This is a genomic window from Acidovorax sp. (genome assembly GCF_022763525.1).
In the GTDB taxonomy this organism is placed as follows: domain Bacteria; phylum Pseudomonadota; class Gammaproteobacteria; order Burkholderiales; family Burkholderiaceae_C; genus Acidovorax.
This window is the reverse complement of the sequence record NZ_JALEGG010000258.1, coordinates 1-13,912: the sequence shown is the minus strand read 5'-3', so window position 1 is coordinate 13,912 and position 13,912 is coordinate 1. Positions and strand designations below refer to the sequence as shown.

General features: G+C 65.9%; 11 protein-coding genes and 1 pseudogene. 1 reads left to right on the top strand and 11 read right to left on the bottom strand.

The genetic code is table 11. The features are described from left to right. Positions 1–143: 143 nt before the first annotated feature. The 7 genes from MRY84_RS20010 to MRY84_RS19980 form a co-directional block, all read right to left on the bottom strand. A complete protein-coding gene (locus MRY84_RS20010) occupies positions 144–815 on the bottom strand; it encodes a GntR family transcriptional regulator (protein ID WP_291507440.1) in 672 nt (223 codons plus the stop codon). A gap of 220 nt (positions 816–1,035) precedes the next feature. Then, on the bottom strand, positions 1,036–2,361 hold the full coding sequence (locus MRY84_RS20005; RefSeq protein WP_291507439.1) for an FAD/NAD(P)-binding oxidoreductase: 1,326 nt from the start codon (positions 2,359–2,361) through the stop codon (positions 1,036–1,038). Next, on the bottom strand, positions 2,358–2,639 hold the full coding sequence (locus MRY84_RS20000) for a (2Fe-2S)-binding protein (protein ID WP_291507438.1): 282 nt from the start codon (positions 2,637–2,639) through the stop codon (positions 2,358–2,360). The genes MRY84_RS20005 and MRY84_RS20000 overlap by 4 nt, the downstream gene beginning before the upstream one ends. Further along, entirely contained in the window at positions 2,636–3,760 is a 1,125-nt protein-coding gene (locus MRY84_RS19995) for an FAD-dependent oxidoreductase (protein WP_291507437.1), read from the bottom strand. Before MRY84_RS19995 ends, MRY84_RS20000 begins: the two co-directional genes overlap by 4 nt. Before the next feature lie 175 nt (positions 3,761–3,935). Beyond that, positions 3,936–4,871 (bottom strand): 4-hydroxyproline epimerase, encoded by a 936-nt coding sequence (locus tag MRY84_RS19990; protein WP_291507436.1) that lies wholly within the window; start codon positions 4,869–4,871, stop codon positions 3,936–3,938. 90 nt (positions 4,872–4,961) lie between these two features. Then, on the bottom strand, positions 4,962–6,095 hold the full coding sequence (locus MRY84_RS19985; protein WP_291507435.1) for a branched-chain amino acid ABC transporter substrate-binding protein: 1,134 nt from the start codon (positions 6,093–6,095) through the stop codon (positions 4,962–4,964). A 170-nt stretch (positions 6,096–6,265) separates the two neighbouring features. Beyond that, positions 6,266–7,183, bottom strand: coding sequence for a dihydrodipicolinate synthase family protein (locus tag MRY84_RS19980; RefSeq protein WP_291507434.1), 918 nt, complete (start codon positions 7,181–7,183; stop codon positions 6,266–6,268). Between the two features lie 269 nt (positions 7,184–7,452). Between MRY84_RS19980 and alaS the strand changes: the two genes are divergently transcribed. Beyond that, positions 7,453–10,083: an alanine--tRNA ligase gene (gene alaS, locus MRY84_RS19975; RefSeq protein WP_291507433.1), complete on the top strand. Its 2,631-nt coding sequence runs from the start codon at positions 7,453–7,455 to the stop codon at positions 10,081–10,083. Positions 10,084–10,500: 417 nt separating this feature from the next. On the opposite strand, the gene MRY84_RS19970 is transcribed toward alaS, so the two are convergent. From MRY84_RS19970 to MRY84_RS19955, 4 genes and pseudogenes are all read right to left on the bottom strand, one after another. Beyond that, complete coding sequence (locus tag MRY84_RS19970; protein WP_291507432.1) at positions 10,501–11,553, bottom strand: GGDEF domain-containing protein; 1,053 nt, start codon at positions 11,551–11,553, stop codon at positions 10,501–10,503. 34 nt (positions 11,554–11,587) lie between these two features. Continuing rightward, positions 11,588–12,331, bottom strand: a complete 744-nt coding sequence (gene trmB, locus MRY84_RS19965) for a tRNA (guanosine(46)-N7)-methyltransferase TrmB (protein WP_291507431.1) — start codon at positions 12,329–12,331, stop codon at positions 11,588–11,590. Positions 12,332–12,339: 8 nt separating this feature from the next. Next, positions 12,340–13,320, bottom strand: coding sequence for a tRNA glutamyl-Q(34) synthetase GluQRS (gene gluQRS, locus MRY84_RS19960; RefSeq protein WP_291507430.1), 981 nt, complete (start codon positions 13,318–13,320; stop codon positions 12,340–12,342). Then, positions 13,317–13,912, bottom strand: a pseudogene (locus MRY84_RS19955) (amine oxidase); the annotation flags it as partial. The pseudogene MRY84_RS19955 and the gene gluQRS, both read right to left, overlap by 4 nt.

Genomic DNA, 13,912 nt, shown 5'->3' with positions numbered 1-13,912 from the left:
CTTGCCCGAAGGGTTGGAGTGATATCGGGCGACAAGGCCGCCCCGGCTGCTTGCATGGGCACGAGCCCATGCGGCGCATCCGAAGCATCCACGTCCATCACGATGGCACTCCAACGCGGCCCCGAAAAGATCGTAAACACGTTCTAACGATCAATGATGCGGCGCGCGAACCTTTCCAGGTAGTCCATCAGCTGCTCTGCCCCCGCCATGGCCTGGGCCTCGTTGCCGCTGGCGATGCCGTGGGCCAGCTGCAGGTGCGCGCGTGCGCCTTCCGACACTTCGCCTTCGTGCTGATAGGCATACCAGAAGCGGCGGCATTGCACGATGAGTGGCGCCACGCATTTCACGGCGGAGTGGTTTTGGCTGGCTTGGTGCGTAACCAGGTCCAGTGCGTGGTCGGCCTGCATGTAGTCGTCCAGGTGGTTGCGCGCCGCCGCTTCCATCATGTTTTCGGCGCAGCGCACGATGGCCTGGCGCTGTGGCGCTGTGGCGCGGCGGGCGGCGCAGGACGCGAGCAGGCGCTCCAGCACGCGGCGGGTCTGGATCACGTCCAGGTGGTCGGCCAAGTCGATGTTGGACACCTGCAGGCCCCGGCGCGGCTGTTGCACGATGAGCCCGATGGACACCATGCGCAGCAGCGCTTCGCGCACGGGGGTACGGCCCAGGCCCGTGCTTTCGGCGATCTCTGCCTCTACCACCGGGCTGCCGGGCTGCAGCTGCAGGGTGCAGATCATGGCCTCGATGGCGTCGTAGGCCACATCCGCCGCGCGCCGCTTGGGCGTGGCGTTTTGTGGGAGGGTGGGGCGGAATGTCATAGGGGTGGGGCGGCGGGAAGGCGGAATCTTAGAACGTGTTAACGATCTTTTCGGGGCCGCGTTGGAATGCATCGTGATGGACGTGGATGCTTCGGATGTGCCGCATGGGCTCGTGCCCATGCAAGCAGCCGGGGCGGCCTTGTCGCCCGATTTCACTCCAACCCTTCGGGCAAGTCCTGAAAAGATCGTAAACACGTTTTTAGTGGACCGGCTGCGCACTTCAGGGCTGGTGCGTACCGCCCGGTTCCATGGCTGCAGCAGCCAGCGTGCCAATGCGTGCCGGTGCCAGCAGATGCCGGGGAGGCGCTGGCGTCCAGCCTCGCAGGTGCTGCATGCCCGCGCCGCAGACGCGGCCCTGGCACGCCCCCATGCCGCAGCGGGTGTGCAGCTTGGCATCGATCCACCCCTGGCGTTCGGCCAATGCGGCGTAGGGCACGTCTTCGCAGCGGCACACCAGGGTGTCCGGCCGGGCCAGTGCCTTGAGCGCCTCGTTCAGCCTAAACGACTTCTGCAGTTCCCGAGCAAAGCTCTCCCAGCGAGCGAGCTGCGGCAAAAGCGCCTCGGCCTGTGGAACCTGCCCAGCCGCTGCATGGCCCGCGATTGCGCCCTGGATCAGCGCGCGTTCGCTGCCGCCGAAGCCAGTGCTTTCGCCAGCAGCGAGCACACCCGGCACGCTGGTGCGCATCAGCGCATCCACGGCCAGGCCCTGGCCGCTGCTCAGGGGGCCGCCCAATGCGCAGCCCAGCATCTGACCCAACTGCGTGTTGGGCACCAGGCCGAATCCACAGGCCAAGCGGTCGCAGGCGATGGTTTCGTGGGCGTTCAGGCCGCGCTGCAACAGCACCGATTGCACCTGGCCGCTGCCCTGCGCTTCCAACACATGGGTGCATGCGCGCAAGCTGAAGTCGATCAGCGAGAGGGCCTGCACGGCCTTGGCAGGCCAGCGCGGCAATTGCGCAGCAAATCCCGCGAGTGCGTTCCACGGTGCCTGTTCGGCCACGCGCACCACGGTAGCGCCTGCCTTTTTGGCGGTGGCCGCAGCGGCGAGCAGCAGCGGCCCGGTGCCCGCGACGACGATGCGCTGCCCGCGCACGTCCAGCCCCGCCTTGATGAGGGCCTGCAGCGCCCCCGCGCCCGTCACGCCGGGCAGCGTCCAGCCCGGGAAGGGCAGAAGCAACTCGCGCGCGCCGGTGCACAGCACGATGTGCTGGCTATGCTGTGTCCAGCCGTGGTCGGGGTCTTCGAGCAGCAGGGCGGGGGCCTTATCGCCGGGTGATGTGGCACCCAGACCCACCACGCGAGTGCCGGTCAGCACACGGATGTTGGCATGCCGCGCCAAGGCCGCGCGGTGTTGCCAGGCGAGGTGGGGCAGGGCCGCCTGCGGGCCATCGCGCCAGATCTGGCCTCCGGGTTGCGGGTTGTCGTCCACGAGAGTGATGGAGACGCCGCTGGGCGCAGCCGCGAGCGCAGCGGCCATGCCGGCGGGGCCCGCGCCAACGATGAGGACGTCGCAGTGTTGGTGCGCCAAGCGTTGCGGGATCATCATGGGGCGTTCCCTGGGGCCGTACCCATGTCGGTGTGGATCTGCATTCCATCGGCGCAGACGGTCTGGCAGGCCAGGCGGATGCGCCCCTGGATGCGTACGCGGCATTCGTGGCATATGCCCATGCCGCACAGCGGCGCGCGCGGCTCGCCGGTGATCGACGTGCGCGTCGTGCCAGATGCAAGCTGCCCCAATGCTGCGGCGACGCTGGTTCCCGCACGCACCTGCCAGGGTGTGCCATTGACGGTGATTTGCACGGCAGTGGAGTTGAATGGGTTCATGAACTGCTCAGACTGGCCGAAGCAACAAAGCGTGCAGGCGCATAGGGCACAGGGTCGATCAGCGGAGGGCCGCCAACGATCTGCGCGGCCAGCAACTGCGCAGTGGCAGGAGCGGTGGTCACGCCCAGCCCTTCATGGCCCACGGCCAGCCACAGATGCGGGCGGTCAGGATGGGGGCCGATCAGCGGCAGACCGTCGGGCGTGGCGGCACGAAAACCGGTCCATGTGCGGATGGCGTTGAGTTCGGCCAAGCCCGGCAGATAGTCCAGCGTGCGCTGCAGCATGCGGGCCATCACGTCCGCATTGACGGCGGGGTCGGTGGTGTCGAACTCGCGCGAAGAGCCGATCAGCAACTGCCCGGTGGGCCGGGGCTGCACATTGAAGGCCACTGAGGTGCCATCGCTGTGGTGGGCGCTGGTGATGTAGCCCAGCTCCACCAACTGGTGGTGCACGGTGCCGGGGTAGCGGTCGGTGATGACGAGGTGGCCTTTTTTGGGGCGCAACGGCAGGCCGGGGCACAGCTGCGGGGCGTGGATACCGCTCGCCAGCACGACGGCGTCTGCGCTGCGCCGGCTGCCATCGCGCAGCGTCACGGTCCGGCCATGGATCTGCACGACTTCGGCTTGCTCGGACACCAGGGGCGCGTCGATGGCTGCCTGGTCCAGCAGCCACTGCGCAGCGCGCGGCGCATAGACCACGCTGTCGCCACGCACCTGGAGTGCGCCCGCCAGGCCCGGGCGCAGCGCTGGCTCTGCGCGGGCCAATGCGGCGGCATCGAGCAATTCGCAATCAATGCTCTGCGCCTGCAGTGCGGCGCGCTTGCTGTGCGCGGCCTGCAGCTCTGCATCATTGGCGGCCAGCCACAGCGTGCCGCAGTTGGTAAAGGCGCAGCCCGCATCCATGTGCGGTGCCCAGTGGTGCCAGAGGTTCAGCGACGCGCGGCTCAGCGCCAGCTCGGCCGCGCTGTCATCCATCACCACCAGGTGGCCCATGCCCGCTGCCGTGGCACCGCCGAGCCGCGCGTCGATGACTCGCACCGACAGCCCCGTCTGGGCCAGCGCTTGCGCGCAGGCGGCGCCCACGATGCCGGCGCCAATGATGATCACATCGGTGTGCTGCATGATCGCTTGGTTGTGGGGCAGCCATATGTGGCACAAACGCGCGAGGTGCGAGCCCAGCCCAGGACCTGCTGATGCCGCGGATCCGGCTTTGCCAGGCCGCTGGCGTCGCCCCCTCGGTCGTAGCGTGGAGCGCCGCGAGAGCGGGGGGAAGGCGCGAAGTGCCTCCGGCGGGGATTCACAACCTGATGCCCCATCCGAAGGGGTCGCCGTCTTCAATGAGCAGCGTGGCCTCGGCGCTCATGTGCGCGCGGCCGCGCAGCGTGGGGATGATCTTGCCATCGTCCTGCAGCGTGTAGCTGGCCTCGAACTGGCTTCCGATGATGCTGGCCTGGCGCCATACCTGGCCCGGTTGCAGCTTGCCGTCAGCCGCGAGGCAGGCCACCTTGGCGCTGGTGCCTGTGCCGCAGGGCGAGCGGTCATAGGCCCTGCCGGGGCACAGCACGAAGTTGCGGCTGTCGGCTTGATCGTCGTCGGCAAAGAGTTCGATGTGGTCGATCTCGCCGCCGTTGTCGCCGCGGATGCCCTGGTCTTTCAGGGCCTGCTGGATGGCGCAGGTGTAGGCCATGAGCGCATCCAGATTGTCGCTGGCCACGCGCTGGTCGTGATCTGCCACCAGAAAGAACCAGTTGCCGCCCCAGGCCACGTCGCCTACCACGCGGCCATGGCCTGGTACGTCAATCGCCAGTTGGTGGTGCAGACGGTAGGCAGGCACGTTGCGCACGCTCACCGAACCGTCCTCGTGCAGTGTGGTGGTGACGGTGCCCACGGGTGTCTCGATGCGGTGCTCGCCGGGCAGGATGCGGCCCAGGTAGGCCAGCGATGCCACGAGGCCGATGGTGCCGTGGCCGCACATGCCCAGGTAGCCGGTGTTGTTGAAGAAGATTACGCCGGCTGCGTTGTGCATGTCCAGCGGCGAGCAAAGGAGAGCGCCCACCACGACGTCGCTGCCGCGCGGCTCCAGGACGGTGGCGGCGCGCCAGGCGTCGTGCTCACGCGCCAGGCGTTCGCGTCGTTCGGCCATGCTGCCCGCGCCCAGGTCGGGAAAGCCGCCCACGACCAGCCGCGTGGGCTCGCCACCGGTATGGGAATCAAGGATCTGGATGCGTTTCATCAATGAGGTCCGTACTGCTCGCGGCCTTCGGAAGGCCGCGAGGGGGAAACATGCCACCGACGCCATGGCGCGGCGGCGGCGCGCAGGTGCTTACTGGCTCGACAGCGGGGTCGGCTTGCCGTCCTTGAATGTATTCACCACCGTGGGGGCCTTCAATCGGTTGCCCTTATCGTCGTAGCTGTATTCGCCCAGCACGCCCTGGTGGGTGCTCTTGCGCATCCACTCGGCCACCTTGGCGGGATCGATGGAACCACCTTTTGCCATGGCCTCGCCGATGAACATGACCTGGTCGTAGTACGCCGGACCGTACACATCGGGGTTCTGTCCAAACCGCTTCTTGAACTTGTCGCGGAAGGCCTTGGTCGTGTCGTTGGCATCCATCAGCATGCCGGCATAGGCGCAGTACACGAAATCGTTGACGGCGTCAGGAGCGAGCTTGCCCATCTCGGGGCTGCAAAGCGTGTCGCCCCCCAGCAGCTTGGCGGTGATGCCGAGCTGCTTCATCTGCCGGGCCATGGGGGCTGCCTGGGGCGCATAGCCACCGTAGAAGACGGCTTCGGGCTGCTTGGCCTTCAGGCTGGTGAGGATGGCCATGAAGTCGGTGGACTTGTCGCTGGTGAACTCGCGGCCGACAATGGTCAGGCCCAGCTTCTGTGCCTCCTTGGCGAACTCCTCGGCCACGCCCTGGCCGAAAGCCGTGCGGTCGTCGATCACGCCCACCTTCTTCGCCTTGAGCACGTTGGCCGCGTAGGCGGCCATGCTGCCGCCGATTTGCGAGTCGCTAGCAATGATGCGGAACACGGACTTGTAGCCGCCCTGCGTGACCTTGGGGTTGGTGCCCACGGTGGACACCAGGGTGCCGCCGCCGTCATACACGCGCGATGCGGGAATGGCCACGCCGGAGCAGTAAGGGCCCATCACGTACTTCACGCCCGAGTCCACGAGCTTCTGGGCCGCGGCTACGCCGGTCTTGGCGTCGCACTGGTCGTCTTCGGAGATCACCTCGAACTTCAGGGTCTTGCCGCCGACGTTGATCTTGCGAGCGTTCAGCTCTTCGACGGCGAGGCGCACGCCGTTGTCATTGTCCCGCCCGGCAAAAGTGTTCGGGCCGGAGAGCGGGCCGCTGTGCCCGATCTTGATGACCTGTTCCTGCGCGAACGCAGAGGCCGTGCAGGCCAGCGCTGCGGCAGCCACGAGGGTGGAGGGAAGGGAGGGGAATTGCATGGTGAATATTCCGTGAAGGTTGCGGAAAACGCCCTGGGAGCCGGGCGGGTAGCCGGGAGCCGATGGGCGCTGCGCCTGGGTACAGGCAGATGCGGCGCTAAACGCCGCGCCGGGAGTCTGCCAGAGCCTGGAACGTCAATCAGCGTGCGGAAGCCTCGATCAGTTATTTTTCAGGGCACTGAGCGGTACTTCTCGGGCCGCGATGCCAGGGCTTTCTGGACGACGCGGGTGACGAACTCGCGTTCATCGCCCACCAGCGGCAGGCGAGGGCGGCGCATGTGCTCGGTGCCTACGCCCACCAGCACATCGATCAGTTTGAGGTTCTGCACCAGTTTGTTCGACACGTCCAGGTGGAGCATGGGCGTCATCCACTGGTACAGCGGCAGGGCCTCGGTAAAATTGCCGGCCTTCATCAGCTCGTACAGCGCCACGGTCTCGCGCGGGAAGGCGCAGCCCACGCCGGCCAGCAGGCCGTCGCAGCCCAGCGCCAGGCCTTCGTAGGCCAGGTCGTCCACGCCCAGGAAGAGCTGGTAGCGGTCGCCCACGGTGTTGCGCAGGTCGGTGATGCGGCGAATGTCGCCCGTGCTTTCCTTGATGGCGGCGATCCATTCGCAGTCGGCCAACTCCAGCATGTGCTCCGGCTTCAAGTCCACGCGGTAGGCCACCGGGTTGTTGTAGACCATCAACGGGCGCTGTGCTGCCGCCGCCATGGCGCGCACGTTGGCCATGGCTTCGCGCGCATCGGCCACATAGATCACCGAGGGCATGACCATGAACCCGGCGACGCCCAGCTTGTTGGCGCCATCGATGTAGCGCAACGCCTCGCGGGTGCTGGTTTCGGACACATTGGCCAGCACGGGGATGCGGCCGTCTGCTGCCTCCAGCGCGATTTGCGCGACTTTCAGCTTTTCTTCCAGCGTCAGCGTGCTGGCCTCGCCCAGTGAGCCGCAGGTGACGAGGCCGTGAATGCCGTTGCGGACCTGGAAGTCAATGTGGCGGGCCGTGCCGTCGGCGTCAATGGACTCATCGGCGTGGAACTTGGTGGTGATGGCGGGGAAGATGCCTTGCCAGCGGGGTTGGGGATTCATGCGTAAAGGCTCCTGGGTGAAGGTGATTGGTATGTTGTAAATATATTAACGAGATATTTGAATGCTGCAAAGAGGGGTTGTGCGGCGGAACACCTTTTTTTGTGCGGGCGGGACGGCCCGTTGGTGGAGGAGGGGGAGCCGTGGGGAGTCGCTCTGGCCAAAACGGCTGTGCGCTGGGCCAAACCTATAATGAAAGGTTGGTCCCGCTGGGCCGTCCGCAGGCACCGGTCTGCAAGGCGCCCCGCTGTGTGAAACCACTCCACCACACCATGAGCAGCACACCCACTTTTTCTGTCGCCGACATCCGCAAGTCGTTCCTCGACTTCTTCGTCTCCAAGGGCCACACGGTCGTGGCGTCCAGCCCCCTGGTGCCGGGCAACGACCCCACGCTGATGTTCACCAATTCGGGCATGGTGCAGTTCAAGGACGTGTTCCTGGGCACCGACAAGCGCCCCTACAACCGGGCCGTGTCCGTGCAGGCCTGCCTGCGTGCCGGTGGCAAGCACAACGACCTGGAAAACGTGGGCTACACCGCGCGCCACCACACGTTCTTCGAAATGCTCGGCAACTGGTCGTTTGGCGACTACTTCAAGCGCGAATCGCTCAAGTGGGCGTGGGAGCTGCTCACCACGGTCTACAAGCTGCCGCCCGAGCGCCTGCTGGCCACCGTGTACCAGGAAGACGACGAGGCCTATGACATCTGGACCAAGGAAATCGGCCTGCCGCCCGAGCGCGTGATCCGCATCGGCGACAACAAGGGTGGTCGCTACAAGAGCGACAACTTCTGGATGATGGCCGACACCGGCCCTTGCGGCCCCTGCTCGGAAATCTTCTATGACCACGGCCCGCACATCCCGGGCGGCCCTCCTGGCAGCCCCGAGGAAGATGGCGACCGCTTCATCGAGATCTGGAACAACGTGTTCATGCAGTTCGACATGAAGGAAGATGGCTCGGTCACACCGCTGCCCGCCCCGTGCGTGGACACCGGCATGGGTCTGGAGCGCTTGGCAGCCATCCTCCAGCACGTGCACAGCAACTACGAGATCGATCTGTTCGATGCGCTCATCAAGGCTGCCGCACGCGAAACCGGCGTGAGCGACCTCGACAACAAGAGCCTGCGCGTGATCGCCGACCACATCCGCGCCACGGCATTCCTGGTGAGCGACGGCGTTATCCCCAGCAACGAAGGGCGTGGCTATGTGCAGCGCCGCATCGTGCGCCGCGCCATCCGCCACGGCTACAAGCTGGGCAAGAAGACCCCGTTCTTCCACAAGCTGGTGGCCGACCTCGTGCGCCTGATGGGCGACGCGTACCCCAAGCTGCGCGAGCAGGAGCAGCGCATCACCGAGGTGCTCAAGACCGAGGAAGAGCGCTTCTTCGAAACGCTGGCCAACGGCATGGAGATTCTGGATGCCGCGCTGGAAGGCGGCGCCAAGGTGCTGCCGGGTGACGTGGCCTTCAAGCTGCACGACACCTACGGCTTCCCCCTGGATCTGACCAACGACGTGTGCCGCGAGCGTGACGTCGAGGTGGACGAGGCCGGCTTCAAGGCTGCCATGGAAAAGCAGAAGGCCCAGGCCCGCGCCGCTGGCAAGTTCAAGATGGACAAAGTGCTGGAATACACCGGCGCCGCCAATCAGTTCACCGGCTACGAGAAGCTGGCAGAGACTGCAAAAATCGTGGCCATCTACGTAGATGGGACAAGCGCTGCTGCCCTGAAAGCTGGTCAAAACGGCGTGGTTGTGCTGGACACGACCCCGTTCTACGCCGAAAGCGGTGGCCAAGTGGGTGACGAGGGCGCCATCACCAGCGGGTCGGCCCGGTTTGCGGTGGACGACACTCTCAAGATCAAGGCCGATGTGTTTGGCCACCACGGCACGCTGCAGGAAGGCACGCTGAACGTGGGCGACACCGTCCAGGCCGAGGTGAACACGGCGGTGCGTGCTGCCACCATGCGCAACCACTCGGTCACGCACATCATGCACAAGGCCTTGCGCGAGGTCCTGGGCACCCACGTGCAGCAAAAGGGCAGCCTGGTCAATGCCGACCGCACACGTTTTGACTTCACACACAACGGCGCGGTGACACAGTCCGAGATCCGCGAGATCGAGCGCCGCGTCAACGAAGAAATTCTGGCCAACCACCCCACGCAAGCACGTGTCATGGACATCGAGTCGGCCCAGAAGACCGGTGCCATGATGCTGTTTGGCGAGAAGTACGGCGAGACCGTGCGGGTGCTGGACATCGGCTCCAGTCGCGAACTGTGCGGTGGCACGCATGTGCAGCGTACAGGGGAGATCGGTCTGTTCAAGGTAGTGAGCGAAGGCGGCGTGGCTGCAGGTGTGCGCCGCATCGAGGCCGTGACGGGCGCGAATGCCCTGGCTTACCTGCAGAGTCTGGAGGACACGGTGAACCAGGCTGCAGGCACGCTCAAGGCACCCGTTGCTGAACTGAACAGCCGCATCACCCAAGCGCTGGAGAATGCCCGCGCCCTGGAAAAGGAAGTCGCTGCACTCAAGGGCAAACTCGCTTCCAGCCAGGGCGATGAACTGGTGAGCCAGGCAGTGGACGTCAAGGGCCTGAAGGTGCTGGCGGCCGCGCTGCCGGGCGCCGACGCCAAGACGCTGCGCGACACCCTGGACAAGCTCAAGGACAAGCTCAAGACCGCCGCCATCGTGCTGGCCGCCGTGGATGGCGATAAGGTACAGCTGGCCGCCGGCGTGACGTCCGACAGCGTAGGCAGGATCAAGGCAGGCGAACTGGTGAACTTTGTGGCCCAGCAGGTGGGCGGGAAGGGGGGCGGCAAGCCCGACATGGCCATGGCGGGTGGCAGCGATGCCTCGAAGCTGTCAGCTGCGCTCGCCTCAGTGGCGGGCTGGGTCACGCAGCAACTGGCTTGACGCCCTCAGGCACTCCGGCAACCACGGCGGCGCTGCCGCCGTCGTGCGGCAGCCGTTCCCGCAAAAAGGGGGGGTGACGGAAAGCCTGCATTTCCCTGTATGGCGCAGTGGGTAGCCCCGTGATCCACACAAGCGTTGCAACACTGCAAGCCACCCCAGCAAGGTGCATGTCCGAAAGGGGTGGAGCGCAATCGGGTCGATGAACTGGAGTCCTGGTGCCCGGCTGGCTGCGCGCAGGGGCGAGAGTCCATGCGGTGCGTGCGAAGGATCAGGTCCCTCGCGATGGCACTCTGGCACGCCCACGTCTCCCTGAAGAGATCTTGATCTGGGCAGGTTTAAGACATGGAACGCGCGTCCATGTGCCCACCTACATGCACGGTGGCCGTCTGGTGGAGCGCTGGTTTGGCAAGGGCCGGTTCAAAACAACTCGACGTCGTCGTTCGCCACCTTCGCAGCGAGGTGGCCGCTGGTCACCAGATCGTCGTAGAAGCAAACTTGGTTGCGGCCATGTTCCTTCGCGTAGTAGAGCGCCTGGTCGGCCTGGCCCAGGATTTCCACCGGAGAGCCCCGCGCAGTGCTCACGAACCCCATGCTGACCGTCACCTGGCCGACCTGCGGGAAATGGTACTCCTGCACGGCGAGCCGGAAGCGGTTGAACACCTTGTGGGCGGTGCTGAGGGTGGTGGAGCGCAGCAGCACCACGAACTCTTCGCCCCCGAAACGGAAGACCCGATCATGGCTTCGAAAGGAACTGCGCAGAATGTTGGCGATGAGGATGAGCACCTCGTCGCCGTACAAGTGTCCGAAGCGGTCGTTCACCTGCTTGAAGTGGTCGATGTCCACCACGGCTAGCCATTGCTGCACTGGCTCGCCGGTCAGGGGGCCTTCATCCGCAGGGAGGGCCTCGGCCACCGCGTCTACGCGGCCACTAGCCAAGCCGTTCACGGCGTGGCGCGAGAATTGTTCGTCGAAAGTCTTGCGGTTGAACAGGCCCGTAAGAGCATCTCGCTCGCTGTAGTCCAAGAGACTCTGGTAGTTCTGGTAGACCTGGAAAACGCCTTTCAGTACCTCGAGCTTGTGCGCCGAAAAGCCCCGCGACTGCGTGATCTCCAGACAGGTACTCACCTTGTCGTGCATCCACACCGGCAACCAGAGCATGTGGCGCCCCTTGCGCGGCGATGCCAGCGCACTGTCCCCGTGGTGGGCAATGCACTCTCGCAGCGCGTCATAGTGCTCCAGCGGTTCGCGCCGGGGATCCGCTGCGGCCTCGGAATCAGTGGAAACCAACTGTCCATTCTCGACCCACGTGCGGGGCCGCACGAAATGCACACCTCCGTCGCTGAAAAGTTCCAGGGCCCGGACCTCGAGGATGCCGCTGAGCTTTTGCAGCGTTGACAGCACCGACACCTCCAGCCGCAGGTGATCACGGTGACCCGTCATTTCCACAAGGTTCTGGAGAATAGGCTTCATGGTCAAGGTATGTTGGGCTGTCGGCGGCATGGCGTCAATGTCGTCGCAGGAAAACGATGTCCCATACCCCATGGCCTAACCGCAGGCCGCGGTTCTCGAACTTGGTCAAGGGCCGGTAGTCGGGCTGCGGGGCAAAGCCCGAAACGGTGTTTTGAAGCGAGGGCTCAGCGCTGAGCACTTGCAACATCTGTTCGGCGTAGGGCTGCCAGTCGGTGGCACAGTGCAGGTACCCGCCGGGCTTGAGGCGGGCGGCCAGCTTGGCCACCAGCGGGGGCTGGATCAGGCGGCGCTTGTTGTGCTTTTTCTTGTGCCAGGGATCGGGAAAGAAGATGTGCACGCCGTCGAGGCTGTCCGGCGGCAGCATGTGGTCGATGACCTCCACGGCATCATGTTGCAGGATGCGGATGTTGGTGAGGCCCTGTTCACCGATCCGCTTGAGCAAGGCGCCTACACCGGGTTCGTGCACTTCGCAGCACAGAAAGTTGTCGTCCGGGCGCACGCGGGCGATGTGGGCTGTGGCTTCCCCCATACCGAAACCGATTTCGAGCACCAGAGGCGCTGCGCGGCCAAAAGCGGCCGCGGCGTCCAGCTGCGTGGGGGTGTACGGCAGCACATAGCGCGGCCCGAAATCTTCGAAAGCCTTGGCCTGGCCCGTGGTCGTGCGGCCAGCGCGGCGCACGAAGCTCTTGATGGTCTTGGGATGGGTGACGCCTGCGGGGGCCCCGCCAGGGGTTGCAGTAGGGGGCACGGGTGCGGAGGCGGTGGAGGAAGCGGTCATGGGTACGGTCACGGTGCGCCATTGTAGTTTCGTCCCCAGGCGGCGACCCACAGGGTTAACGCATCCGAAATGCAGGGGTTGTGCATGCCGGACGGTGGCGGTAGGCCTAGCACCCGCGCGGCATCCGCCAATGCCTGCAGCGGGTCGGCCAGATCAAGGGCGCGGGCGCCGTTTTGCTTGGAGAGTTTTTCACCGTTATCGCCGCAGACCAGCGGCGTGTGCAGGTAACGCGGGCTGGCTGCGCCGAGGGCCCGTTGCAGCAGGATCTGGCGCGGCGTGTTGTCCGCCAGGTCTTCGCCGCGGACCACATCGGTGACGCCCTGATCAGCATCGTCCACCACCACGGCCAGCTGGTAGGCCCAGAGCCCATCCGCGCGGCGCAGAACGAAGTCTCCTACGGCGCTGGCCACCTCCTGCTGCTGGGGCCCCAGGCGGCGGTCCTGCCAGTGTATAGGTTGATTTGCTATTGAATTAATAGCTGCCAGCGCTTGTCCTTCCTGGGCCAAAGGCTGTTTTTTTTGAAAGTCCGTGACGTTGAAGCGCCAGGAGCGCGCGGTGCGCCCCTGCAACCCATGGCGGCAGGTGCCTGGGTAGGGTAGCGCGGCGTGGCGTTCGCGGGCGTGGCCCAGCGCGGCCTGGGCATCTTCGATGTCTTTACGGGAACAGGCGCAGGGGTAGGCGTCGCCCTGCGCTACCAGCTGGTCGAGCGCACGTTGGTACAACGCACCCCGCGTGGACTGCCACAGCGGCGGCTCATCGGGCGCCAGGCCGCACGTGGCCAGTTGCTGCAGGATGAGTTCGTCCGCACCCGGCACGCAGCGCGGCGTGTCTACGTCTTCGATGCGCACCAGCCAGCGGCCGCGGTGCGCTCTCGCGTCCAGCCAGCTGGCGAGGGCGGCAACCAGGGAGCCCGCGTGCAAAGGGCCGGTGGGCGAGGGGGCAAAGCGGCCGACGTAGCGGCCCCCCCAGGCTGCGCCATGCCCGCTCATGCCACCGCGAGCGCCAGCTCCAGGCCCGAGATGAACGCGTCTTCCACGCGGTGCCCCAGGCACCAGTCCCCGCAGGCCCCCAAGGCCAGCGCAGCGTCCCACAGATGGGTCTTGCCCAGCGGGTGGGTGGTCTGGGCATAGCGCCAGCGGCGCGTGTCGGCGTGCGCCGGCGCGGCGCGAATGCCCGTCACTTCGGCAAAGGCCTTGATGAGCTTGGCCTGAACGCGGGCTTCGTCGTCTTCCAGATGCTCGGCCGACCAGGCGGGGCTGGCCTGCACCGTCCAGCGCTCGATCACGTTGCGCCCCGGCTTGGATGATTCACGCGCCAGCCAGGCGATGCGGTGGTGCGTGCTGCGCGCCGCATTCCATTGCGGCCCCAGCGTGGTCAGGCCGGGGCGCACGGCTTGCGGGTCGGCGAGCATGAGGGTCCAGCACGGTGCGATCGCCACGGAGGCGAGTGCATCCGCCAATGGGGTTTCCAGTGAGGAGCTGGCTAGCAGCGCCTGCGCCGGGACTGCCGGTTGCGCGAGCAGGACGGCATCGAAGCCCGCGTACACATGCCGGCTACCTCCTGCGCCTTCGGTGCGCAACT

Coding starts and splice junctions, on each gene's coding strand:
- MRY84_RS20010 (WP_291507440.1), bottom strand. CDS start 815: ATGACATTCCGCCCCACCCTCCCACAAAACGCCACGCCCAAGCGGCGC.
- MRY84_RS20005 (WP_291507439.1), bottom strand. CDS start 2,361: ATGATGATCCCGCAACGCTTGGCGCACCAACACTGCGACGTCCTCATC.
- MRY84_RS20000 (WP_291507438.1), bottom strand. CDS start 2,639: ATGAACCCATTCAACTCCACTGCCGTGCAAATCACCGTCAATGGCACA.
- MRY84_RS19995 (WP_291507437.1), bottom strand. CDS start 3,760: ATGCAGCACACCGATGTGATCATCATTGGCGCCGGCATCGTGGGCGCC.
- MRY84_RS19990 (WP_291507436.1), bottom strand. CDS start 4,871: ATGAAACGCATCCAGATCCTTGATTCCCATACCGGTGGCGAGCCCACG.
- MRY84_RS19985 (WP_291507435.1), bottom strand. CDS start 6,095: ATGCAATTCCCCTCCCTTCCCTCCACCCTCGTGGCTGCCGCAGCGCTG.
- MRY84_RS19980 (WP_291507434.1), bottom strand. CDS start 7,183: ATGAATCCCCAACCCCGCTGGCAAGGCATCTTCCCCGCCATCACCACC.
- alaS (WP_291507433.1), top strand. CDS start 7,453: ATGAGCAGCACACCCACTTTTTCTGTCGCCGACATCCGCAAGTCGTTC.
- MRY84_RS19970 (WP_291507432.1), bottom strand. CDS start 11,553: ATGAAGCCTATTCTCCAGAACCTTGTGGAAATGACGGGTCACCGTGAT.
- trmB (WP_291507431.1), bottom strand. CDS start 12,331: ATGACCGCTTCCTCCACCGCCTCCGCACCCGTGCCCCCTACTGCAACC.
- gluQRS (WP_291507430.1), bottom strand. CDS start 13,320: ATGAGCGGGCATGGCGCAGCCTGGGGGGGCCGCTACGTCGGCCGCTTT.